The sequence below is a fragment of the Agrobacterium sp. 20P9.1.2 genome (genome assembly GCF_057799395.1).
Map to the genome: position 1 here is coordinate 362300 of NZ_JBYOKI010000002.1, position 24378 is coordinate 386677.

Sequence of the window (24378 nt, forward strand, 5' to 3'; positions counted from 1 at the left end):
AGAATATTGAGCGAAGCAGTGCACGAGCGCTGCCCGATCTGCGCGCGACGCTAGTCCGAGTTTCAGCGTGCTTGCAACCGCGCTTCAAACACGAACCCGTCACATCGACGTGACATGAGGGGTGACGCTTTGTTCGATAAAAGTGAACAACTTAACCAATGATGCAGCAACGACTTGCGCAACCCATCAAGGCTGGACTACTTACGAAATATCTTAAAAACTGCGGGGCATGCGGTGGCAAAATTATCTGCGTTCATTCGCCGAACACTCATAATGTTGGGACTGGGTGTTGCGTTGCTTGTCGGCATGGTTGCGACCTCACTCTGGCTGGTGCAGGCAAACAACAAATACTCGCAGGAAACTGCCGAACTGCGCAGGCTGCGCGCCTCCATTCTGGACGTTCTGACAATGGTGCAGGATGCAGAAACCGGGCAGCGCGGTTTTCTCCTGACCGGCGACGAGCGCTACCTCTCGCCCTATCGGGAAGCTCTGGAGACGCTTGGCAAGAAACGTGCGCTTCTCGTCGAGCGCATCGGCGAGCGCCCGGAATATGTCAATGATCTCCCCAAGCTCCAGTCCAATCTGGATGCGAAACTCGCCGAAATCGGTCGCGGTATCGACCTCGTGCGGGATAACCGTACACAGGAGGCCATCGACCTCGTTCGCAGCGATACTGGCCTCGCTTATATGCGGGAAATTCGCGGCACCCTCAATCGCTACCAGCAGACGACCGATGACCGTTTGCGCGTCATCGTCGCAGACCAGCTGTCTGCGGCGGAAAACCTGCGTTGGGTAACGATCCTCGGCGCCGTTGCCATCCTTGCCGTGATTGGCGGTGCGCTTGCGCTGATCATGAAATATATTCGCGAGTTGATGCGCTCCCGCGAAGAGGTGGATGAGCTGAACCGCGGGCTGGAAGAGCGCGTAGATGAGAGAACGAGAGACCTCATTCGCGCCAATCAGGAAATCCAGCGCTTTGCCTATATCGTGACGCATGATCTGCGTGCGCCATTGGTCAACATCATGGGGTTTCTGTCGGAGTTCGATTCATCGCTGAAGCCGGTGCAGGCCTTTGTTCTGGCCGGTGAAAATCCGGTTTCCGACCGGGATGCGCAGGATGCGAAGATCGCGGTTGAGGAGGACTTACCGGAAGCCATTGGCTTCATTCGCTCCTCCACCCGCAAGATGGATCAGCTGATCAACGCCATTCTCAAGATTTCCCGCGATGGGCGCAGAAAGCTTCAGGCCGAAAAAGTCGACCTCAAGGAGCTTCTTGTGGGCGCAGCGGCCAGCGTTCAGCATCAGGTCAGCGCCGTTGATGGCACAATCGATGTGGAGGTCCAGAATTTCACTGTCATCAGCGACAGGATTTCTTTGGACCAGATCCTGGGCAACCTCTTCGACAACGCCGTCAAGTATCAGATGCCGGGCAGGCCATTGCAGCTTTCCGCCCGCATTCTGCCGCAGGGTCGGGGCATTGTTCGCGTTGACGTCAGCGACAATGGTCGCGGCATTGCCGACGATGATTTTGAACGCATTTTCGAACTCTTCCGCCGGGCAGGCGCACAGGACCAGCAGGGCGAAGGCATAGGCCTTGCCCATGTGCGCTCACTCATCAGAAATTTAGGCGGAGACATTACGGTCACATCCGAACTCGGCAAAGGCAGCACATTCCACCTGACACTGCCGACAGATCTTCGGAAAATCACGCGCGGGAGCGACATATGAAAGCCACAGGACAAGAAGTTACGATCGTGATGATCGAAGACGATGAGGGTCATGCGCGCCTCATCGAAAAGAATGTGCGCCGCGCTGGCGTCAATAACGAGATCGTGCCCTTCACGCTCGGCCACAAGGCGCTGGACTTCATCCTGGGCCCGGAGCGCGATGGGCTCGTCAGCAAGGATCGTTATCTGCTGATACTGCTCGATCTCAATCTCCCGGATATGTCCGGGATCAAGATCCTCGAGCAGATCAAGAGCAACGAATACACAAAACGTCTTCCGGTGGTTGTACTTACCACGACCGATGACGAAACCGAGATACAGAAGTGCTATGATCTTGGCGCAAATGTCTATATCACCAAGCCTGTAGACTATGAGGGTTTTGCAACCGCTATCCGAAACCTCGGTCTCTTCTTCTCTGTAATTCAGGTCCCGTGAAAGCTTGATGACGTTGCGAATACTGTATGTCGATGACGACCCAACGCTCGCAAAGCTCGCGCAGCGCGTGCTTGGTCGCCATGACATAACGGTGGTTCACGCAGCCTCGGTTCACGCCGGACTGGAAGAGTTTGGGGCGAATACTTTCGATGCGGTGGTTCTCGACCACTATTTCCAGAATGGAACGGGCCTTCAGTTCCTCGCCAGTATTGGTGACGCATGCCGGGATATCCCCGTTCTTTACGTTACCGGCGCAAGCGAAGCCCAGATCGCCATCGATGCGCTGAAGGCGGGCGCGGCGGATTACGTCATCAAGACCGTTGGTGACGACTTCTTTCCGCTGTTGCTGAACTCCATTCAGCAAGCCCTGGATAACTTCCAGCTGCGCCGCGAAAAGGAAGAAGCCGAACGGCAATTGGTGCAGGCGAAAGAACGCGCCGAGCTGATGGCCAAGGAAATGAACCACCGTATCGCCAACAGCCTGTCATTGGTGTCGGCAATGATTCGCATGCAGTTGAATGCGGTGGCGACTGAAGAGGCCCGCACGGCACTTCTGGAAACCCAAAGCCGCATCTCAGCCATCGCAGGCGTTCATCGCAGTCTTTACACCGCTTACAACGTGGGCGAAGTGGAGCTTGATTCCTATCTCTCCTCCATCATTCACGATCTCGCGCGCTCGGGCCAAGACAGCGAAAAAATCCGCATCGTGACCGATATGGAAACCGTCAAGGCATCGCCGGATCAGGCCGTGGCTCTCGGCGTCATCGTCACCGAATTGACCACCAATGCCATTAAATACGCCTACCCCGATGGTGTCGGCGACATTCGTATTCTGCTGAAAACGCAGGAGAACATGGTGCGGTTGGTTGTTGAAGATGACGGCATCGGAATCAGCGGCAACAACCCGCCAAAAGGCACGGGCCTCGGCACACGCCTGATTACCGCCATGGCACAAAGCCTGCGCGCAACTGTCAGCCAGTCTGCCACGCCTTCATCTCAGGGCGCGTCGATTTGCGTGCAGTGGGAAGAAAACACTCCTTCCCACTGATCTATTGCTCAACGAGCTTAGTAAGGCTCTGCCATCGGCACCATGGCGATGTTCTGCGAACCGGGCGTTCCTGACATCACCACAATCGGTGTGCGGTCTGGCACACGATTGTAGAGGTCGATAATGTCCTGGTTCATCAGTCGCACGCAGCCTGATGAAACCGACTTGCCGATTGTCCACCACTCCGGCGAACCGTGCAGACGGTAAATCGTGTCTACGCCATCCTTGAAAATATACAGCGCACGCGCGCCAAGCGGGTTCATGAGACCCGGCGCCATGCCGCCATTGGCCGCACTGTAGGGCTCAAGCTCAGGCTGACGGGCGATCATTTCCGTTGGCGGCGTCCAGCGAGGCCATTGGCGCTTATATTGGATGACGCCCCTGCCCGCCCATTCGAAACCGGCGCGACCGAGACCCACACCATAACGCATGGCCTGATTACCCTCATAAGTCAGATAGAGGAAATGGTTGGCTGTATCGACAACGATCGTTCCTGGGCGCTCACCGGTCGGATTTTCGACCATCTGGCGGTAGAAGCGGCGGTCGATCTTCTCATAGGGAATAGCCGGCAGCGGGAACTGCTCATCCGGCTTCGGGCCATAGATTTCCGCGTAGAAGGGATCAACCACAGGCCGGTTATTCTGTGCGACTTCGCGCGGCGTGGTAGTGCATCCGGCAAGCGCTGTCAGGGCCAGGCCTCCAGAGCTGAAGAGGAAAGACCGGCGGGTGGTGTCATGCATTGTCAATCGATGTCCTTGTCCAGATAATCATCTCGCACCCGCAAACGGGTCTGCGAGCGCCGCATCGGGGCGGCTGATGGGGTATTTCGTGCCGGAAACTTTTGCTGCCATGCTCGTTGCGCCATCGTTCTTCAACAAAGCGCGGAAGCTGGGGTGCATCCCGCCGTCGACATAAGCGTTGACCGCGCTCGAAGTTCCTTCGTTTAACGCAACTGTGAGCTTCTGTTGTTCGGCATCAAGCTTGGCGGCAATGGCCGGTTCCGGCTGGTTGATCGTCTGTGGGCAGCTCGCCAGCGGGTCGGATGGCTCACCGCCCGCAAATTCGCTGTTGAACACATAGCGACGGCCACAGACGGATACTTTCGGCTGACGCTTGGTCAGTTCGAAATAGTCATAACCTTCTTTCAGGGTTTTCCAGAAGGTGAAGTTGGGGTCGTTCTTGTACGCAGCCATATTGCGCGTCGTCATGCGAAACGGATAGGCCTGAACCTGGAACTGGTTCTGTCCACCCTTCAGGGCTCTATCGACAATGGCGTAGATTTCGCCGACCTGCTGGTCCGTCATGGCGTAGCAGCCGGACGATGAGCACGCACCATGCACCATCAAGGCTTCGCCCGTGTAACCGAGAGCCGACTCCAGCCGGTTCGGATAGCCGAGATTGAAAGAGACGTAATATTGCGAGTTCGGGTTCAGCATGCCTGCCGAGACATGGTAGAACCCTTCCGGCGCCTGCCTGTCACCGCTTTTGGTTTTCGGGCCCAGTTTACCGGACCAGCGGCACATGGGGTAGGTCTTGAACAGGGCGTAGTTGCCCGTCTTGTCCACTTTCCAGACCTCAAGTTCGCTCTCCTGCTTGAAGATGCGAACGAGCACCGGGCTTTCTGGCTTCATGCCCTTGGCGGACATGGAAGCTGCAACTTTCGAAGACAGCTTCGGCGGGGCTCTGTTGGCGGTATCAAGCCCCATGGATGTGCAGGCCGCGAGCGCGCCACACACAACAGCGACGGCTGTTGCCCTCGCCGATGCGTTGAATACGCTCCGCAGCTTCGCAGGTACGAACCTCGAAAGATGTAAAATGCTCATTAAAACGCCTTGCCCGCCTCTGTAAGCGAAACCGTACATAGAGAAGTTGGCCGCATGACGGCAACCATTCCGAGGGACAAAGAGTCGTGAATTTGCGTTACAGGTTCGTTAATCATACGAACACAACAAAGTGAGGCTTTCAGGCTTTAGACCAGTAGCCCCTGCCCGCCATCAATCCAGACCGGGCTACCGGTTATGTGTCGAGACTTGTCTCCTGCGAGGAAAACAATGAGATCAGCGACATCTTCACTTCTGCCCGGCTGGCCGCGCGATACCGGAATATTGCCCTGCGGCCACTCGACCGGAATCTCCGTCTCATCCTTGGAGCGAATATCCGTATTGTCATCGATTTCGGTTTCGATGGCACCGGGGCAGACGGCATTCACCCGTATGCCATAACGCGCCAGTTCCAGCGCAAGCTGCTGCGCCATGGCCAGTTGGCCAGCTTTGGTCACGGAATAGGCGGTTGCGCCGGGTGAAGTAAAGGTGCGGGTGCCGTTGATGGATGACACGATGACGATAGAGCCGCCGGTCGATTTCATATGCGGCACGGCCTTGTTGATGGTCAGATAGGTACCGCGCAGATTGATGTTGATCGTCTGATCCCACTCATCCGGTTTCAAATCCTCAATCGGCGCCCAGACGCCGTTGATGCCCGCATTGGCCACGACGACATCCAGTCTGCCGAATTTGCTGACGAGCTCGGAAGTGGCGGCACCCATCTGCTCTTCATCGGAAACATCTGCGAGCAATGTCATCGCCTCGAAGCCATTTGCCCGGATTTCATCCGTAACGGAATCAAGCTCATCTTTCGTGCGTCCCAAGAGGCCGATGGCATATCCTTCTTTTGCCAAAGCAAGCGCCGACGCTTTTCCGATACCCGAGCCTGCTCCCGTCACCAGCGCAACTTTTGCTAATGCCATGCTTTTCTTCCTTTATGACTATATCTTGCCTGCCGAACGGCTTAACTCAAACACAACAGCGTGGACTCCCGCGTTGTTCCCGTCAAACACGCGTGCAAACATGACCGTCCTTCCGCAAAGCTTTTATTCCCGAGACGCCGTGTTCGTTGCCGAAGCGCTCATCGGCTGCGTATTCCACGTCCAAAATACCGGCGGCATCATCGTGGAAACGGAAGCCTATCGCCCGGATGATCCGGCCTCGCACAGCTTCAATGGCCCGACGCCCCGCAACAAAACCATGTTCGGCCCGCCCGGCCATCTCTATGTCTATCGGTCCTATGGGCTGCACTGGTGTGCCAACATCGTCTGCACCTCTGGCTCTGCCGTGCTGATCCGCGCGTTAGAGCCGACGACAGGCATCGACCTGATGAAACTGCGTCGTAATATCAGCGACGTAACCAACCTCTGTTCCGGACCGGGAAAGCTGACGCAATCGCTGGGCATCACAGCCGAGATGGATGGCGTAGTGCTGACGAGCGGACCCATTCTCGTCAGAAGAGGCCCGGCAACGACTTCGACAATCGCCGGTCCCCGTATCGGTATTTCAAAAGCCATCAATCAACCTTGGCGTTTTGGACTGGACGGATCGAGGTTTTTAAGTCGAAAATTCTGAGAGGGGTATTGGCTCACCCCAGCCAGACGTCATTTTCTCGTTAGCCTTACTCGTGCCCACACAGGGCGACCCAAGCTCGCAACTCATCAACTATGCCGACGCCGGTCTGAATATAGGCGAAACGGTCGTTTGCGCCACCGCACAATTTTATGCCGTGACTATCGTAAAGTTCATTTTCGCGCTTTACGCGTAAGCCAGAATTTTCAATATTCGGTCATCACTATAAAGGTTGCGTCATGAATTATCACCTCGTTGCTGACTACACGGATGCCTATTCCAACGGCATTCACATTGCCGGTGGAGATCGCTGGCCTGCTGCTTGGGTCAAGCCTGCGGCAGACTATCGCGCGGCCATGTTGGCAAAGGGGCTGGCAAAGCTGGATGTCTCCTATGGGCCGGGTGAACGCAACGCTATGGATGTCTTCCTGCCAGAAGGCACGCCGCGCGGCCTCGTCGTTTTCATTCACGGCGGCTTCTGGAAAAGCCTCGACCGGAGCTACTGGTCTCATTTCGCAAATGGCTGCGTTGAGCGCGGCTTTGCGGTGGCAATGCCATCCTATGATCTTTGCCCGGATGTTCGCATCACAGAGATCGGTCGCCAGATGGGTGCTGCTATTACAAAGGCGGCGGAAGAAATTGCAGGACCGATCATCGTCACCGGCCACTCGGCGGGAGGGCATCTGTCGGCCCGCATGGTCAGCGCCGGTTCTCCTTTGCCCACCGCTATTCTGGACCGCATTGAAATCGCCGCACCGATTTCCGGCCTGCATGATCTACGCCCGCTGATGCGCAGCCAGCTCAATGAATCACTTCACATCGATGACGCAGAGGCGGCGGCTGAGAGCCCGGCGCTTTTGCGCCCGGTTGCCCATGCGCGCATCTGCGCTTGGGTAGGCGGCGCAGAGCGGCACGAGTTCATCCGTCAGAACGCGCTTCTGGCCAACATCTGGACCGGGCTTGGCGCGGAAACATCCTGCTATGCCGAGCCTAACCGCCACCATTTCGACGTGCTTGACGGAATGGCGGACCCCAATCATCCCCTCACCCGCGCGCTTACCGACATTTGACGCGCTGCATTGACGGCTGAATCAAAAAGGGCGTGGAGATCCCACGCCCTTTCGCTTCTCACCGAAAAGCTTGATCTGTTAGCCGCGGGAAGCAGCCACGGCGTCCAGTGCGCGTCCCAGCGCATCGAACATGTCATCGATCTGCTCAGCCGTGATGATCAAAGGCGGGCAGAAGCAGACAGCTTCGCCAACGGCACGGGCAATCACGCCCTCATGCTCCAGCGCTACGGTAACAGCCGCAGCCGCATCTCCTGCCTTCGCATCGCTCCAAGGCTTGATTTCCAGCGCGCCAAGCAGGCCAACGCCGCGTGAGGAATGCGCAATCGGGTGCTTCGCCAACTCTGCCAGACGGGACAGGAATTTCTCCTCCAGCCGCGCAGCATTGCCGACCAGATCACGCTCCTGAATGATCTTGAGATTTTCCAGCCCAACAGCCGTCGCCACCGGATGGCCGGACGCGGTAAAGCCGTGACCGAAGACGCCGATACGGTCGGATTCATCGGCTATGGGCTGATAAAAGCGGTCATTCATCAGGATGGCCGAGAGGGGCAGGTAGGAAGACGAAATCTGCTTCGACAGCACCAGCACATCAGGCTCGATACCATAGGTCTGGCACGCGAACATATTGCCGGTACGGCCAAAGCCGCAGATGACTTCATCGACAACGAGGAGAATGTCGTATTTCTTCAGAATGTCCTGTACGCCAGCCCAGTAACCATCCGGCGGCACCAGCACGCCGCCTGCACCCATCACCGGCTCTCCCCAGAAAGCAGCGATCGTATCCGGGCCTTCCTTGAGGATCAGGTCTTCCAGATCCTTCAACATACGCGCCGTGAAATCGACTTCGCTTTCACCGGCCTCACCGAAATGAACATAGGACGGGCAGGAGGTGTGGATCATCCGGTCGAGCGGCAGATCGAAGCTTTCATGGTTGCGCGGCAGGCCGGTGATGGAGCCTGCGGCAATGGTCACACCATGATAGCCCTTGATACGACCGATGATCTTCTTCTTGTCCTTCTTGCCGAGAGCGTTGGAGCGATACCACACCATTTTGCAGGCGAGGTCGTTGGCTTCGGAACCCGACGAGGTGAAATGCACCTTGGACATCGGCACAGGCGCGAGCTTGATCAGCATTTCGGACAGATCAATGGACGGTGCATGCGTCTTATAGGCAAAGGTGTGGTAATAGGGCAGCTTCTCCATCTGCGCCTTGGCCACTTCCGCCAGCCGCTTTTCACCAAAGCCGATTGCGACCGACCACAGACCCGCAAGGCCTTCGATATAGCGCTTGCCGTTATTATCGAAGACGTAAATGCCCTCACCGGATTCGATGACCAGACCACCGGTCTTTTCGTATTTCCTCAGGTTCACGTTTGGATGCATCTGATAGGCAATATCGCGGCCTTCGATGGAATTCGGCATAATGTTCACAAGCTTGCTCCTACGTTCCCTGTTATTGCAGCTCCGACCCTTGGTCTGGGACTCTATCCGTGCTTTGACTGGCATCCACCTGACACCCGTGACTGCATGCTATCGTCTGCTCTTTGCTTCACAAGCCATTTCTTGGCGAGATAATAGGAGGTCGCAATCGGCGAGCGCCGGAAGCTACCGCAAGACGCGCAAAACGATAAAGGGCGGATCAGAACAATCTTGCTCACGCCAAAAAATCCTTCCGCGAGAACCAAAAAGCGGCAGCGATGCAGAAAATAATATTCTGAAATCAGCATTCTAAGAGAAATCTATCTTCCGGCAGAGTTCCACCTTTCGAAAAGAAATTCTAAACAGGCGATAGAATTTAGTCGTTGGACCCCTCCCGATACGCTGCATATCGTCTCCTCAACAACAAGGTGAAAGGGGAATATCGATATGAAGTGCATCTCCATGAAAGTCCTTTCTGCTACTTTATTCGCGGCGACAATGCTGTCGGGAGCTTATGCAAGCGCTGCGGAAATCACCGTCATGGGCTACCGTGGCCCGTTCGAAGAAAACTACATGAAAGCCGTCGTCCAGCCCTTCATGAAGGCTCATCCCGATATCAAGGTGAACTATTACGGCGTGCAGAATGCAGCCACATCGCTCGGTAATATGCGCGCTCAAAGAGATGCGCCGCAGGTGAACGCCGTGATCTACGACCTTTCGGTGGCCAAGATCGCAAAGGAAGAGGGCCTCGTCGCGGAACTCGACACAGCCAAAACTCCGAACTACGCGGATCTCTTCGATATCGGCAAGGAGCTTGGCGGTGCCGCCATTCCATTGACCTATGATACGTTGACGCTGATTTATAACAGCAAGGCTTTCCCCACCCCGCCGGTCAGCTGGGAAGCGCTGTGGGATAAAAAGCAGGCAGGCAAGGTCATTCTGCCGGCGCAGGGTGGCGGTGACATTCAGGCCATCGTACTGACCATTATCGCCAATCGTCTGGCGGGTGAAGAAGATTACAAGAAAACCATTGATCCCGGCGTTGATAAGCTGGTCGAACTGGCACCGCGCGTTCAGACCTGGGAGCCCAAGCCGGATGCCTATACGCTCATTGCCAACGGTACGGCCACGGTTTCAATCGGCTGGAACGCACGCTCGCAATTCTATTTCGATCAGACGGAAGGCCGCCTGAATTCGATTGCCCCTGCGGAAGGCACCGCGTCGCAGATCAACGTCATCAGCGCCATCGAAAAGGCATCCGAAGCCGAGGCAACGCAGACCTTCATCAACTATGCGATTGGGCCGGAAGCACAGGCCGCCTTTGCGAAGGCTATGTTCTACGCGCCGACCAACAAAAAGGCCGAGGTGGACGAGGCCACGGCCAAGCGCATTCCGATGATGGACCCCGCTCAGCAGGAAAAGCTCATCAAGGTTGATTGGATGACCATCGGCGATATGCGCGACGATCTTCTCCAGCCATGGCGCCGCAAGATCATTCCAGCGGGTCGCTAAGACCTGAAAGCTGGAAGCGCGCTGCTCCTTACCAACATGACATTGGATCGATGACCGCAACGCGTGCCCGCACGCGATTGCAGCCACGTACCTAGAGTTTGGCAGCGCGTTTCCCTCCCACGATGACGACCTCAATCTGCGGATGGTGATGACATGTATACGCAACAACGACAGCTGGATGATCAGGCCGCCTCGCCCGCCGGTGATCAGACCTTTCTCAAACTTGAGGGCGTGACCAAACGTTACGGCGTCGATTATCTGGCAGTCGATGATCTCGCCATCGATGTTCCCAAGGGCAAGCTTCTCGGACTTCTAGGGCCGTCTGGATGCGGCAAATCCACGACCCTACGCATGATCGCGGGCCTGCTGGACATCACCAAGGGCAAAATCTCGATCGACGGCGACGATATCTCTCACAAGCCGCCGCATAAGCGCGATATCGGTCTCGTCTTTCAGAACTACGCCCTGTTTCCGCACATGACGGTGGCGGAGAACGTGGCCTTTGGTCTTGAAATGCGCGGCATATCCCGCATCGAGGCGCGGGACCGGGTAGAAGAGGCGCTGGAAATGGTGCGCCTGCCCGGTTACGGAAGCCGCAAACCCAAGGAAATGTCCGGTGGCCAGCAGCAACGTGTGGCGCTAGCCCGCGCCCTTGTTATCCGTCCGCGCCTTCTCCTTCTTGATGAACCGCTTTCCAACCTCGATGCCAAATTGCGCGACGACATGCGCATCGAAATTCGGGAAATACAGCAGCGTCTGCAAATCACCACCGTCTTCGTGACACACGATCAGGTGGAAGCGCTGACCATGTGCGATTTTGTCGGCGTGATGCATCGTGGCAAGCTTGCGCAACTCGGCACGCCAGAAGACATCTATGAGCGTCCGGCAGATCTGTTCGTCGCCAATTTCGTCGGCCGCACCAATGTTCTCGATTGCGAGATCGAAGCGCTGGACCGCGTGCGGATCGGCGGCTCCGTCTACCCTTGCAAGACGCAAGGGCTGACATCCGGCAAAGCCAAAGCCGCCATCCGTCCCCACCGCATCAGCCTGACTCCAAGCCGCGACCGCAGCCTCGTCAGCATCGCGACCAACTCCACGCACGGCAAGGTCGTGCGTGTGACCTATATCGGAGACGTCGTGCAATATGACGTCGATATCGGCGGCAACATTCTGACCACCGAAGTGCATACGGCCAGTGCAGGTCACAGCTTTCAAAGCGGTGAGAAACTTCTCTGTGAGTGGAAGCCGCAAGACATGCAAGTTTTCGGGAGCTGACCCATGGCAACCGTAACCGGCACTTTTCCAATTACCCAAGCGCCAGCGCGCAAGCGAACGTTTCCGTTTCTTATCATCGCTCTGCTGTTACCGATGGCGATCATCAATTTCATCGCCTTCGTGCTGCCCGTGGCAAGGTTGGCGATGATATCCTTCATCGAAAGCCGAAGCGGCGGCGTGCTGACGAACAACTACACGCTGGAAAACTACATCGATTTCTTCACCGATAGTTTCAGCATAGAGCTCATCTCCAACTCCCTGATCCTGGGCTTTGGCGTAACCTGCATCACGCTGTGCTGCGCCTATCCGATTGCACTTTTCCTGCACAGGGTTTCACCAAAATGGCGCAACATGCTGTTCGTCATCACCGTATCGCCGCTTCTCGTCAGCAGCGTTGTGCGCACCTATGGATGGATGGTCATTCTGGGAGACCAGGGCGTGGTCAACGGCATGCTGATGTCGTCCGGCATCATCGACAGCCCCTTGCGCCTGACCAACAACACGCTGGGTGTCTTCATCGGCATGGTCGAAGTGCTCATTCCCTATATGGCACTGTCGCTGATCGCCGGCTTCGGTCGTCTGGAAAATGTCTATGAGGAAGCCGCCGCCTCTCTCGGGGCCAATAGCTGGACCCGCTTTCGCCGCGTCATTCTTCCGTTGACGGCACCCGGCATCGCCCTTGGTTGCCTGCTCTGCTTCGTCCTTTCCATCAGCTCGTTCATCACGCCGAAGCTTCTGGGCGGCGGGCGCGTCTTTCTGCTGGCCACCGAAATCTACGATCAGGCCGTCATCCAGCTGGAATGGCCAACCGCTGCAGCGATCTCCGTCATCGTCCTCATCATCTTCGGCATCGCCCTTGCCGTCTACTCCCGCGTCGTCAAGCGCTTCGACTAGGAAGGAAATTGATATGATCGGCCAATTGAGCATTCCGTTCCGGCTTCTCGTCGCCAGCATCTATCTCTTTCTGCTGGCTCCCATTCTGATCGTGCTGCCACTCTCCTTCAGCAATGACAGCTACATGACCTTCCCACCGGAAAGCTGGGGCATACGCTGGTATGTGGCGATGTTCAGCCACAGCGGTTTCATCAACGCGCTTTGGATCAGCCTTACCATTGCCGTCACGGTAACGGTGCTGGGACTGGCAGCGGGCGTGCCTGCGGCCTTTGCCATCCGCCGGAGAAAATTCATTGGCCGGGAGTTTCTGTTGAACCTCTTCACAGCGCCCCTGCTTCTGCCATCCATCGTGCTGGGCCTCGCCATTCTCCTGGTGTTCGTTCAGGCAAGGTTGCTTGGCACATACACGGGCCTGATCATCGCCCATTTGATCATCACCACCCCCTATGTGATCCGCATCATGCTGACGGCGTTCTCCACCCTGCCGCCATCCGTGGAAGAAGCGGCGACCATGCTCGGCGCTTCCCCTTTCACCGTCGTACGCCGCATCACCTTGCCGCTGATGATGCCCGGTTTCATTGCCAGTGCCGCACTCTCCTTTCTCCTTTCCTTTGACGAGGTGGTCATCTCGCTGTTCATCACCGGCCCGCGCCTGCGCACTTTGCCGGTGGAAATCTTCGACTATGTGGAGAGCCAGACTGACCCGATGACCGCCGCCGTCTCGGTCGTTCTCGTGGCCGCCACCCTTGCCATCATCTTCCTCATCGAACGCACGCTCGGCCTTTCCAAGACCGTCGGCAAATAACGACTTTGCAATGGAGACTTCTGACATGGACAATATCGCGCTCTGGATGTCGCAGCCGCATTTCGGCTTTCTGGAAATCGCAAAGACCTGCGGCGTCAAGCAGCTGGTGATCGAACTGGAGCACGGCACATTCGACCTCGCCACGCTCGATCAGTTTCTGGCCTTTTCCAAATCGCTGGGCATCCCGACCCTGACCAAAGTCATCGCGCCGACGACGGAAGCCATTCAGCAGGCGCTCGATTTCGGGTCCGATGGCGTCATCCTTCCCCATATTCTCGGCGTCGATCATGCGCGGGAGGTGACGAAAGCGGCAAAATATCCGCTGCTGGGTATCCGCTCCTACGCCGGTGGCCGCGTCTTCGGTTATGCACGCCCCTCTTCCGATGCCTTCGAGGCAGAGAACAAACGTACCAAGTGCTATGCCATGATTGAGACGGCAGAAAGCCTGACCGACGTCGAAAAAATCATTGCTCTCGATACGGTCGATGGACTGTTCCCCGGACCATCCGATCTGGCACTGGCCTGCGGTCGTGGCGCCTACGCCTTCAACGATGCGGATCGCAAAGACCTCTCCCGCATTGCCCGTGCCGCGCGTGAAGCAGGCAAAAGCTGGGTCATGCCAGCCTGGACCCCAGCAGAGCGAAGCTTTGCGCTCGAAGAAGGCGCAGAAATGCTGGTCGTCGCCACCCAGACCATGACGCTGCGCGCAGGCATCATGTCCACCATCAACGCACTCAAGCAGGAAAAGATCGTCGCCTGATGGCGGTCGATACAACAGGAGGGAAATCCATGAAAATCAGCCTCATCCAGACCAACCCACAAAAAGACCGCGACGCCAACCTGAAGATCACCCGCGACCTGATGACGGAAGCGCTTAAAGCCGACCAGCCGGACCTCATCGTTCTGCCGGAATATTTCGAGGTTTATGGCACGACGACAGAAGAAAAACTCGCCCTTGCCGAACCCGCCGGTGGAGCCGCCTACAAGATGGCGCAGGACTTCGCCCGCGAGAACAAGGTCTTCGTCCATGCTGGCACCATCATGGAAAAGGTCGAGGGTGAGAACCGTATCTACAACACCAGCTTCGTGTTCGACCGCGAAGGCAAGCAAGTTGCTGCCTATCGCAAGATACACATGTTCGACATCGTCGCACCCGATGGTACGGCCTATAAGGAATCGGCGACCGTCAAGCCGGGCGAAGACATCGTCACCTATGAGATCGACGGCATGAAGGTGGGTTGCGCGATTTGCTACGACATCCGCTTTTTCGAACTCTTCCTGCAACTGGAAAAAGCAGGCTGCGATATCATCGTGCTGCCCGCCGCCTTCACCTTGCAAACCGGCAAGGACCATTGGGAAGTTCTGGCCCGTGCACGCGCCATCGAAACGCAAACCTATTTCGTGGCCTGCGGCCAGACCGGCAGCGTCACCGTCAATGGTGAAAAGCGGGCCTGCTACGGCCACTCGCTGGTTTGCGACCCGTGGGGCCACACGATTGCCCGCGCGTCAGATCCGGTCGGGTACGTCACAGCCCGCATCGATACAAAGGAAATTGCGCGGGTGCGCAATCTCATCCCCATGACCCAGCATCGCCGTCTGGCCTGCGCTTAAAGGAGGTTCGATCATGTATGTCATCAAGGACATGCCGGAACAGGTTCCACAGGAAGACCTCGATCTCTTGAGCGGTGTGGAGACGGCAACCGTCGGCCACTGGCGTCTGCTTGGCTTCATGGATCGCCAGATCCAGCCGCTGCTTCCCGGTCGTCGCGTGGTAGGTACGGCGGTGACGCTGGCCATCGCTGGCCCGGACTCCACGCTGTTGCACCACGCCACCGGGCAGCTGCGACCGGGGGATATTCTCGTTGTGGACCGCCTGGGCGACGACAAATATGCCTGCTGGGGCGGCGGGGTGACCGTTGCGGCCAAGGCGGCTGGAGCAGTTGCCGGGATCGTGGATGGTCCCTGCACCGACCTCACAGAGATTCAGGATTCCGATTTCCCAATGTGGTCACGCGGGCTCTCGCCGATCACGACCCGACTCTACGATCTCGGTGGCGGTTTCAACATTCCGGTCAACTGCGGCGGTGCCGTCGTCATGCCGGGGGACGCTATCCTTGCCGATGAGAGCGGCGTGCTGGTCATACCGCGCGACGAGGTGCGGGCTGTTTCCGAAGAGGCGCTAAAACGTCAGGAAACCGGCAAGAAGCGCGAAGCCAGCGTGCGAGACAAGGTGCAGAAACTCGGTGACATGACCGGGGCCAGCGCCAAGGTTCTGGCAAAGCTTGCCTGATGATTTTCAACGATGCGGTTCGAGCATATCGTCCGGGCCGCATCGTTGCGACGATCTCACAAACTCTACCGACCCGACGTTGTCATATTGCCCCTGCGGTGTAACGTGGTGACTGGGAACATAGTCTGTAAAAAACAGCAGCTTGCGACAATTCTTGCGCCACTTTGCACGATTTTGTCGAAAAACGGTGGGGCGCTTTTAAGCGATGAATATTCGTTTTCTGGAAACCGTGGTCTGGCTTGCCGAACTGAGAAGTTTTCGCGTCACAGCCGACCGCATGAACATCACACCAGCCGCTATTTCCAACCGAATTTCGGCCATGGAACAGGAACTCGGCATCCGGCTTTTCGAGCGCGATACGCGCGACGTGCATCTGACGCGTGAAGGGCGCGCTTTCGTCTCGGGCGCACGGGATATCATCACCCGCTACAATCGCCTGGTCTCTGACGTCGCTCCGCCGGAAACACTGGAGGGCACCATCCGCATCGGTCTCGTTCCCTCAATGGCGCTGGCAATCCTTCCCGGCATCATGGAAACGCTCCGGCAACGGTTCCCGCGCGTTCGTGTGGCTGTGACCACGGACGCGTCGCAGACAATTCTTTCCAAACTGGAAAAGCGGGAACTGGATATCATTCTGGGTTTCCACGGCACGCAGGTGGAAAAATACCGGATCGTCGATCTCTGCACGCTCGGCATGTTCTGGATTGCCAACAGCGCTTTCCCAGCCGACGAAGAAAATATGAGCCGCGCCGACCTGATGCTGCACCCGATTATTTCCTACGAAGTCGGAACACAGGCCTACAAGCGAATGGTCGAATATCTGCCGACCAACTCCTTCGGTCAGGGCGTGGTGCATTACTCCAACTCGCTTGCAACGACGATCAGCATGGTGGCGGCAGGCATCGGCATTTCAGTTTTGCCGCCCATCGTCATTCAGAATGAACTCAGGCTCGGCACGCTCAAAGTGCTGAACGTCCGCCACCCATTTCCGGCAACGGACTATTTTGCCGTCTATCTGGAAAATCCATCGTCCCGCCTCTCACCGCTGATCGCGTCGATTGCAGCCGAAGTCGCGGCCGATTTCTGCTCGCTTTATGACAATGCACTTGCGGTTCATCTGTAAACCGATCACTCCATCACATGTCACAAACAAATAAGCACCACGCCTGAAACAGGCGTGGTGCACTGATGCTGATTGTTGATCCGATCAGGTCGTCTGAGGAAGATCGACTTCGAATTCGCGCACGATCTGCTCTTCGGCGGCCTTCGGATCGCGGTTGGCCAGCTCCGCTTTCGCTGGATCGAACTCGTTGCAAAGCTTGGCAGTCACCACAGTCGCCACGCAGTTGCCGACGACGTTGCAGGTCGCGACCGCCATGGACATGAAGCGGTATACGCCAAATAGCAAAGCCAGGCCCTCGACGGGTATGAAGCCGGATGCGGTAACAGTGGCGGCGAAGACAACGAAGGTGCCACCGGATACGGTTGCCGCACCTTTGGATGTCAGCAACATGATGGCCATCAGTGTACCCAGCTGCGTCCAGCTGATGCTGATACCATAGGCATGGCTCAAGAAGACGACACCCATGCCCATATAGATGGACGTGCCATCGAGATTGAAGGCATAGCCCGTTGGCATCACCAGACCAACCGTCTGCTTGGATGCGCCGTAGCCGGGAAGCTTCTCAAGCAGCTTTGGCAAAACACTTTCTGACGAGGCCGTGCCGAGAACAACGATGATCTCGTCTTTGATATAGCGCAGCAGACCAAGGAGGTTGATCTTGAAGATGGCGCAGACTGTACCCAACACTATCGCAATGAATGCAATGATCGTCAGGTAGAAACTCAGGACGAGCCAAGCCAGCGCAATCAGGACGTCCGTGCCGTTAGCGCCAACGGCATAAGCGACGGCGCCGAAGGTACCGATAGGCGCAAGCTTCATGATGAGATGAATGAATTCGAAAAATGCTGTGGAGATTGTTGCCAGACCGCTTTCGATCGGTGCGCGTTTCGCGGGCTTCAGAGACAGCAAGGCAGCGCCGAAGATGATGGCGATGACGAGCACTTGAAGAAGCTCACCCTTGGCAAAAGCTCCCATGAAATTGTCCGGGAACACATTGAGGAAAAACTGGCTGAACGTCGTATGTGAATCCGCCGCTTTCTGTGCGGCGTCGGCAGCGCCTTTTGCTGCGCCCGCAGAAGCCGTTGTCTGCCCCATGCCGATACCGACGTCGAAGAGATAGGCAGCAGCGAGGCCGAACACGATTGCGATGGTCGAGATGATCTCGAAATAGACCGTCGCGATCAGTCCGACTTTTCCGACGCGTTTGAAGTCACCGGCAGCGGCAATACCTGCCACCACTGTGAGGAAAACGAGCGGTGCAACTGCGGTCTTGATCAGGCGCAGAAAGATGTCGCCGAGCAGCTTTAGAGATGCGCCGAATTCTGGCCAGATAAGCCCGACGAGAATGCCCAGCACCATGCCGATAACGACCTGGAAGCCGAGCCCACGCCACAGCGCAGGTTTTGGTTTAGGCAATGCTGTACCAGCATGCGGACGCGAAACATCAGTCATGAAAGTCCTCCCGCGCAATACCCTCCCGGCATGCGCACTGTAAATTTTAATGGATGAAGGGTGCAGCAGAAAGCAGCACCCTTGATGTGCTGAAATCAGCGACCGTCGACGGCGCGATCAACCATCTCACCACTCAGGCCGAGATAGTTTGCCGGATCACAAGCACGATCGATCGCTGCAGGTCCGCCTAATGCTGATACCACTTCGGCGTTTTCCTTGAGCAGGTCGGCAAGCATGCCGCCGCCTTCGATTGCCTTGCGGCAGGCTTCGTAAACCACGTCATGCGCGTGTTGACGCCCCAGCTTTGGAGCTGCTGCCATCATCACCGCTTCGGCGACGATCAGGCCCTTGGTCAGATTGAGGTTCTCGCGCATGCGCGCCTCATGGACCACGAGACCATCGAGCATATATCTGGCGTTGGCCAGGGCTGAGGCGGTGAGAATGAAGCTTTCTGGAACAGCGATCCATTCGAGATGCCAAGGGCCGGTCGCACGTTCGAAATCGTGGATCATGCCATCGAGCATCGTCGCGACCTGCTGGCGAACAGATTTGGCCGCAGCGAGAATGAGCTCGCTCGAAATCGGATTGCGCTTTTGCGGCATGGTGGACGATGCGCCACGGCCCGGAACGAAAGGCTCAGAAACCTCGCCGAATTCGGTCGACATCATCATCATGACATCAGTGGCGATCTTTGCCAGCGAGCCGGTTACCAAGCCAAGGAACGTCACGACTTCCGCGATACCGTCACGGGCAACGTGCCATGTGGCTGGTGGCTGTGCCAGATCGAGTTCCTTGCAGAACTCGGCCTGCATTTCGAGACCGCCCTTGCCGATGGAGGCAAGCGTTCCAGCCGCACCAGCGAATTCACCGAAAAGCACACGGCTGCGAAGCTGCTGTAAGCGCTCGGCATGTCTGTCGAGTGGTGCCAGCCATACGGCAACCTTGTAACCGAAGGTAACGGGAAGTGCCTGCTGAAGATGCGTGCGGCCCGCCATTGGCGTGTCACGGTATTTCTTGGCAAGACCCACGAGAATGCCGCGCAACGTCTCGATGTCGGCATCGATGATATCCAGCGCCGCACGGATCTGAAGGATATTGGCGGTGTCCATGATATCTTGGGTGGTCGCACCCCAGTGCACATAACCACCTGCATCGCCGGCGGCGTCAGCCAATTGATGCACCAGCGGGAGGATTGGATATCCAACGATTTCCGTTTCGTGACGAAGGCGGTCGTAATCGATCTGGATGGCGCGTGACGCGGCGTCGATCTTGGTACCGGCTTCGGCTGGAATGGCGCCGAGCTTGGCCTGCGCCCGAGCAAGCGCAGCCTCTGCTTCAAGATAGCGGCCAACGAGCGATGTATCGGAAAAAACGTTGCGCATTGCTTCCGTTCCGAACATATCCCGGAATAGCAATGAATCGAATACAGTGCTGGACATAAGCATTCCTCCCTTTTGTTCGAACAAAACATATTGTACGAACAATGTCAACCGATCTGCAGGAGCGATCATGAAGAAGCGATACGAGCAGGTGGCGAGAACACTCACAGCACGCGTGGCCGATGGCGTTTACCCGCTTGGCTCGACACTGCCGAGTGAGCCTGCTCTGGCGGAAGAACTTGGCGTCAGCCGCTCGACCGTGCGGGCGGCATTGTCCGAGTTGCAACAGCTGGGAATGGTCAGCCGCCGCCCGTCTTTAGGCACGCGCGTCGATTCCGTTCGCCCGGTCGGCAGCAGTGGTGGATATGCGCAGACAATCGAAACCATCGATGCTCTCGTTCAATATGCAGCCAAAACACGCCGAACGATTCTGGACATTGTCGATATTGTTGCGGATGACGTTCTGGCAAAAAAGCTGGATATTCGTGCTGGCAGCAGATGGCTGCGCGTCTCCCATCTACGACGAGACCCTACGGATATGTCCAAGCCACCTATCTGTTACACCGAGGTCTATATCGACGCGCGATATACAGAAGCGCTGAAGGAGCGGGTTCAGGATTACCCCGGCGCCTATTCAGAAATCATCGAAGAAGTATCTGGACGGCGTGTCGTGGAAATCGAGCAGACATTGTCCGCATCCGCAATTACAACCGAGACAGCCGAGAAACTCCAGGCTTCAGCAGGCCACCCCGCTCTGGAAATAACACGCCGCTATTACTTTGCAGGCAACGATCTTGCAGAGGTGACCGTCAGCGTTCATCCAGCAGACCGGTTTCAATATACGTCCCGGCTGAAGCGGGTGGAGAGCCTGTAGCACCTGGCGAGTCTGCGGCTGAACGCAAAATCCAGACGCAATGCGTCCGAGGATTTACCTAACTTTACAATCTCCTGACCGCACTTAACGTTGGCTCGAATAGCTTGCGATGAGCCGACTTTGACACGGGAAAGGGTGCCCGCCCCCCATCCGTTAAAAGCCTGCGGCTGGCTCTGATCGCCAGAGAGCCCTACGAGTGCCAAGAGCTCCCCCAGCTGGTCACTCGTGGGGCTTGAGTCGGTCGTCGCTTTATTGAACCACTGGAGGTTTGAGCGCGTGACATATCTGCACCCGGCAAAAGACGTGAAAAGCAGCGGCAAGATGTACCCTGTATCACCAAAAATCATCACAGCGGCATTGGCGCTCTTGGCGACACTCCTCGCTCTGCCGCCTGTTTTTTTAGAGCTGACGACACCACGCTTCGTCGGGTTGCTGGCTGGCGCAAACTTTTTGGCGCTCCAGTTTGGGATGTTTTGGTGCCTGCTGAAAAACAGTGCGGCCCACCGCATGCTTCACATTCGCGGCAATCGGGTAACAGATTAAATGCAAAACGCTGACATTGAGCCGAGGCTTCTCGAACATCATCGTGACATTCCGTCATCGCTCGCAAAAAGCCCGCCGTCTTTTTCGACCTTCTCATATTTCATTATCGGCTCTCATCTTCGTGCCCATGGCATGAGGCTGCTGATCAGTAGCACACTTGTCTGCGTGCTGGCGGGCTGCACGAATGTCGCGGTTGCGCCGCCACAGATCGAGACACCAAGTAAATTCGCCTATGCAGCATCGGAGACCAAAGCGCGATCCATTCAGAAAAACTGGTGGGCTGCTTTTGATGACAAGGCGCTATCGCGCTACATCGAGAAGGGACTTGCCCAAAGCCCGCAACTCCAGCAGGCGACAGCAAAGGTCGATCAGGCGAAAGCGAATGTCGGCCTGGCGAATTCCAGCCTCTTCCCATCCCTCTCCACAGGCGCTGGTGTTGCGCGAGGCGATAAATATGGCTTCGGCACCGCGCAAAGCAGCAAATACAGCACCTTGTCCACGGACTGGACGGTCGATCTCTTCGGCGGTGTACGTGCAAAGAAACGCGCTGCAGAAGCAGATTTGGCGTCAGCTTTGTCATCAAGAGACCAGACCGAGGACAATCTCGTTTCTGCAATCGCGTCAGCTTATGTTGATATACGATATTATCAGGCGCGAATTGCGATAGCCCGTTCTACGGTGGCCAACCGAGAGAAGAACCTGAAATCGGTGGACGACAGTCTCGATGCAGGCAACGCTTCGAAAATACAGGTCGTGAATGGACGGCAGCTTGTCGCCCAGGCTGAGGCGACTCTACCTTCGCTCGAAGTTCAGCTTGATTCATCCATTGCAACCCTTGCCGAACAGGTTGGAGACTCGGTCAGCCACGTCAAAGCGGATGTCGCACGCTCGACTGGGCAACCGGTGGTACGTTACAGGATCGGCACCGGTGTTCCGGCAAATGTCATCCGTAACCGTCCTGATGTCAGAATGGCAGAAAGCAATTTCGCCTCGGCAGCGGAAAGCGTTGGGGTTGCCAAAGCTGCCTTCTATCCTAGCCTCGATCTATCCGGCTATCTGACTCCGACGCAGATCCTCGAGACGGGCCACGTCAATGTTTGGCTGATTTCCGCCGCTTTGAGCGCGCCACTCTTTGATGGTGGAAAGAACAAGTCAAACCTCGCCAATGCGAATGCGAAGCTTGAAGAGGCGCGGGGTGCCTGGCGTGCAGCCGTTCTGACCGGCATCACCGATATCGAAAAAGCCCTGGCTGCTTACAATAAAGATGGCGCCAATATCGCCGCCCAGCGAAAGCTGGTGGCGACGTCGAAGGAAACCGTCGAAATGGGCCGAACGAGTTTCCAGCTTGGAGCAGATCCCATCTCGATTGTGCTCAATTCGGAAAAGGATTATCTCACCGCGCAAGAAGGTTATGCCGACGCGGTCAGGCAGCAGGCCCTGCATTATATCACCCTGTGCAAAGCGGCCCCGGCAGAGCGGCCTGATCACTTGCTCGAAGTGCGAAACACAGAAATTGCCCTCGCGAAGAAATAGACTTCGCGCCCTTAGCTCGGATCAACGCCTACCTGGCGCTTGCCAGATGTGGCCCTTCACGGACATCTGTAACCGCAGGCTTGGATGAATCGATCTCACGACTCCAGCCACCGCCGAGCGCCTTATTAAGCGAGATGTAGTAGGTCGCGACATCGGACCGTGTTTCGATCAAATCCTCTTCGACCGAGTAAAGCGACCGTTCCGTGTCCAGCAGACTGAAGAGATCGCTGTCGCCCGTTTTGTTCAGTTCGGTCGAAACCTGTAAAGTGTGTCGATATCGCTGCGCCGAAACGGCAAGCCGCGACTGACGAATTCTGGACTGATTGACTGCTACGATGGCGTTTTGAACGTCTTCCATGGCGGACAGGACAGCGGATTGATAGGCAAAATAATATTGGTCGCGCTGCGCCTTCGCGACATCGACGGCAGCCTGTAACTTGCCACCTTGAAATAGCGGTATGTTGATACTTGGACCTATCGACCAGCCGATTGTCGATTTTCTCCCGATATCACTCAAACTGCCGCCCGACGTATCGATGGAGCCGGATAGCGAAATGGAGGGATATCGGTTGGCCTGCGCCTGACCGATGCGTGACGTATATTGCGCCAGTTCGCGCTCTGCCTCACGAATATCCGGTCTGTTGACCAGAATATCGGCCGGTATTCCCGTCGAGGTCGATGCAGGTGGTGACGGTATCTTGCGCTTCTTTCCCAAGACGGCATCGAGCGCCGATGGCGGCTGACCCGTGAGCACACTCACCCGATGCACATACTGCGCGTAGGAAATTTTATAGGAAGGGATATCTGCTTCCGTATAAGCTGCCTGCGCTTCCGCCTTGGTGACATCACCCATGGTTGCGTAGCCTTCGTTCAGCAGTTTCTTCGTCAACTGTACCGTTTGGCGCTGCGATCTCGATGATCGCTCAGCCAGATCGACCAACTCCTGATATTCCCGCGCCTGAACGTAATAGGCCGCAACATCGCCAATCAAAGTCACCAGAGTATCTTGCAAGGCTTCTTCGGTGGCCTGCTCGCCAAATCTGGCCGCTTCGATCCCGCGCCTGTTTTTGCCAAACAAGTCGAGTTCCCAACTCGAGTCGAATCCCGCCTGAAATTGGCTTGATGTCGAGACGCTTTGATCGGTGCTGGCTGCGGTTTTGGCACGGGTCGCAGATGCTGAAGACGAGACGGTGGGGAATAGCCCGCCGACCTGCTCTCGCGTGGTTGCTCGCGCCTCGCGAATCTTCGCTTTCGCAACCGCCACATCCAGATTGTCCTGCACGGCCCGGGCGACAAGGTCGTCCAGCACGGGGTCATCAAGCCGTTTCCACCACTCATGTAACTGTGGCGCTTTGGCTGGTGACTTATCCTTCGAACTCCACTTTGCGGGCATCGAAAGAGACGGCTTTTCATAATCCGGACCGACGACACACCCCGTCAGCATCGACGTCACAAGCAGGAGTGAAACGCGACGATAAAGGCCGGAAATGTGGGATTTCGGGGATGTTTCCCGATCAGTGGTCAGCAAGGCGAGACTCCCTATAGACAATGATCTTCATCCATAGAGAGCCAAACGTTAAGCGCTGTAAACCGCGTGTAAAGTT

At 56.6% G+C, this 24378-nt stretch carries 23 protein-coding genes; 16 read left to right on the forward strand and 7 right to left on the reverse strand.

The genetic code is table 11. The features are described from left to right. Nucleotides 1-273 precede the first annotated feature (273 nt). The 3 genes from AC27VJ_RS07515 to AC27VJ_RS07525 are packed head-to-tail and all read left to right on the forward strand — an operon-like array spanning nucleotide 274 to nucleotide 3210. A complete protein-coding gene (locus AC27VJ_RS07515) occupies nucleotides 274-1728 on the forward strand; it encodes a sensor histidine kinase (RefSeq protein WP_488683478.1) in 1455 nt (484 codons plus the stop codon). Beyond that, the gene (locus tag AC27VJ_RS07520) at nucleotides 1725-2162 is read left to right on the forward strand and encodes a response regulator (protein ID WP_113086489.1); all 438 of its coding nucleotides are present in this window, start codon (nucleotides 1725-1727) and stop codon (nucleotides 2160-2162) included. Before AC27VJ_RS07515 ends, AC27VJ_RS07520 begins: the two co-directional genes overlap by 4 nt. Nucleotides 2163-2169: 7 nt before the next feature. Further along, nucleotides 2170-3210 carry a response regulator gene (locus AC27VJ_RS07525; RefSeq protein ID WP_488683479.1) on the forward strand — a complete coding sequence of 347 codons (1041 nt, stop codon included), beginning with the start codon at nucleotides 2170-2172 and terminating at the stop codon, nucleotides 3208-3210. 17 nt (nucleotides 3211-3227) lie between these two features. Here the strand turns inward: AC27VJ_RS07525 and AC27VJ_RS07530 are convergent, their stop codons facing one another. From AC27VJ_RS07530 to AC27VJ_RS07540, 3 genes are all read right to left on the reverse strand, one after another. After that, nucleotides 3228-3950 carry a L,D-transpeptidase gene (locus AC27VJ_RS07530; protein ID WP_488683480.1) on the reverse strand — a complete coding sequence of 241 codons (723 nt, stop codon included), beginning with the start codon at nucleotides 3948-3950 and terminating at the stop codon, nucleotides 3228-3230. Nucleotides 3951-3977: 27 nt separating this feature from the next. After that, entirely contained in the window at nucleotides 3978-5033 is a 1056-nt protein-coding gene (locus AC27VJ_RS07535; protein ID WP_488683481.1) for a L,D-transpeptidase family protein, read from the reverse strand. Nucleotides 5034-5179: 146 nt separating this feature from the next. Further along, the gene (locus AC27VJ_RS07540; protein ID WP_488683482.1) at nucleotides 5180-5956 is read right to left on the reverse strand and encodes an SDR family oxidoreductase; all 777 of its coding nucleotides are present in this window, start codon (nucleotides 5954-5956) and stop codon (nucleotides 5180-5182) included. 100 nt (nucleotides 5957-6056) lie between these two features. On the opposite strand from AC27VJ_RS07540, the gene AC27VJ_RS07545 reads away from it, so the two are divergent. Then, nucleotides 6057-6608, forward strand: a complete 552-nt coding sequence (locus AC27VJ_RS07545; RefSeq protein WP_488683483.1) for a DNA-3-methyladenine glycosylase — start codon at nucleotides 6057-6059, stop codon at nucleotides 6606-6608. 236 nt (nucleotides 6609-6844) lie between these two features. Then, nucleotides 6845-7675 carry an alpha/beta hydrolase gene (locus tag AC27VJ_RS07550; protein ID WP_488683484.1) on the forward strand — a complete coding sequence of 277 codons (831 nt, stop codon included), beginning with the start codon at nucleotides 6845-6847 and terminating at the stop codon, nucleotides 7673-7675. Between the two features lie 78 nt (nucleotides 7676-7753). Here AC27VJ_RS07550 and AC27VJ_RS07555 read toward each other — a convergent pair whose 3' ends face one another. Further along, nucleotides 7754-9106, reverse strand: a complete 1353-nt coding sequence (locus AC27VJ_RS07555; protein WP_488683485.1) for an aspartate aminotransferase family protein — start codon at nucleotides 9104-9106, stop codon at nucleotides 7754-7756. A 450-nt stretch (nucleotides 9107-9556) separates the two neighbouring features. On the opposite strand from AC27VJ_RS07555, the gene AC27VJ_RS07560 reads away from it, so the two are divergent. The 8 genes from AC27VJ_RS07560 to AC27VJ_RS07595 all read left to right on the forward strand — a co-directional run bounded on the left by AC27VJ_RS07560 (nucleotide 9557) and on the right by AC27VJ_RS07595 (nucleotide 16993). Further along, nucleotides 9557-10606 carry an extracellular solute-binding protein gene (locus AC27VJ_RS07560; protein ID WP_488683486.1) on the forward strand — a complete coding sequence of 350 codons (1050 nt, stop codon included), beginning with the start codon at nucleotides 9557-9559 and terminating at the stop codon, nucleotides 10604-10606. 153 nt (nucleotides 10607-10759) lie between these two features. Further along, nucleotides 10760-11881 (forward strand): ABC transporter ATP-binding protein, encoded by a 1122-nt coding sequence (locus tag AC27VJ_RS07565; RefSeq protein ID WP_353578661.1) that lies wholly within the window; start codon nucleotides 10760-10762, stop codon nucleotides 11879-11881. Nucleotides 11882-11884: 3 nt separating this feature from the next. Next, on the forward strand, nucleotides 11885-12775 hold the full coding sequence (locus AC27VJ_RS07570; protein WP_488683487.1) for an ABC transporter permease: 891 nt from the start codon (nucleotides 11885-11887) through the stop codon (nucleotides 12773-12775). A 13-nt stretch (nucleotides 12776-12788) separates the two neighbouring features. Beyond that, complete coding sequence (locus tag AC27VJ_RS07575) at nucleotides 12789-13580, forward strand: ABC transporter permease (RefSeq protein ID WP_320194523.1); 792 nt, start codon at nucleotides 12789-12791, stop codon at nucleotides 13578-13580. Between the two features lie 25 nt (nucleotides 13581-13605). Next, nucleotides 13606-14340 (forward strand): HpcH/HpaI aldolase family protein, encoded by a 735-nt coding sequence (locus AC27VJ_RS07580; RefSeq protein ID WP_488683488.1) that lies wholly within the window; start codon nucleotides 13606-13608, stop codon nucleotides 14338-14340. A 29-nt stretch (nucleotides 14341-14369) separates the two neighbouring features. Next, entirely contained in the window at nucleotides 14370-15191 is an 822-nt protein-coding gene (locus AC27VJ_RS07585) for a carbon-nitrogen hydrolase family protein (protein ID WP_488683489.1), read from the forward strand. A gap of 13 nt (nucleotides 15192-15204) precedes the next feature. Further along, entirely contained in the window at nucleotides 15205-15870 is a 666-nt protein-coding gene (locus tag AC27VJ_RS07590; RefSeq protein WP_488683490.1) for an RraA family protein, read from the forward strand. A gap of 205 nt (nucleotides 15871-16075) precedes the next feature. After that, nucleotides 16076-16993: a LysR family transcriptional regulator gene (locus AC27VJ_RS07595; protein WP_488683491.1), complete on the forward strand. Its 918-nt coding sequence runs from the start codon at nucleotides 16076-16078 to the stop codon at nucleotides 16991-16993. A gap of 84 nt (nucleotides 16994-17077) precedes the next feature. Here AC27VJ_RS07595 and AC27VJ_RS07600 read toward each other — a convergent pair whose 3' ends face one another. Together AC27VJ_RS07600 and pcaB are read right to left on the reverse strand one after the other, a co-directional pair. Beyond that, the gene (locus tag AC27VJ_RS07600) at nucleotides 17078-18445 is read right to left on the reverse strand and encodes a cation:dicarboxylate symporter family transporter (protein WP_488683492.1); all 1368 of its coding nucleotides are present in this window, start codon (nucleotides 18443-18445) and stop codon (nucleotides 17078-17080) included. Nucleotides 18446-18540: 95 nt separating this feature from the next. Beyond that, a complete protein-coding gene (gene pcaB, locus AC27VJ_RS07605; protein WP_488683493.1) occupies nucleotides 18541-19884 on the reverse strand; it encodes a 3-carboxy-cis,cis-muconate cycloisomerase in 1344 nt (447 codons plus the stop codon). A 70-nt stretch (nucleotides 19885-19954) separates the two neighbouring features. Between pcaB and AC27VJ_RS07610 the strand changes: the two genes are divergently transcribed. The 3 genes from AC27VJ_RS07610 (at nucleotide 19955) to AC27VJ_RS07620 (ending at nucleotide 22774) form a co-directional block, all read left to right on the forward strand. Continuing rightward, a complete protein-coding gene (locus AC27VJ_RS07610; protein WP_488683494.1) occupies nucleotides 19955-20698 on the forward strand; it encodes a GntR family transcriptional regulator in 744 nt (247 codons plus the stop codon). Nucleotides 20699-20974: 276 nt separating this feature from the next. After that, on the forward strand, nucleotides 20975-21241 hold the full coding sequence (locus tag AC27VJ_RS07615; protein WP_488683495.1) for a hypothetical protein: 267 nt from the start codon (nucleotides 20975-20977) through the stop codon (nucleotides 21239-21241). Beyond that, on the forward strand, nucleotides 21242-22774 hold the full coding sequence (locus tag AC27VJ_RS07620; protein WP_488683496.1) for an efflux transporter outer membrane subunit: 1533 nt from the start codon (nucleotides 21242-21244) through the stop codon (nucleotides 22772-22774). 28 nt (nucleotides 22775-22802) lie between these two features. Here AC27VJ_RS07620 and AC27VJ_RS07625 read toward each other — a convergent pair whose 3' ends face one another. Continuing rightward, on the reverse strand, nucleotides 22803-24302 hold the full coding sequence (locus tag AC27VJ_RS07625; protein ID WP_488683497.1) for an efflux transporter outer membrane subunit: 1500 nt from the start codon (nucleotides 24300-24302) through the stop codon (nucleotides 22803-22805). Nucleotides 24303-24378 lie beyond the last annotated feature (76 nt).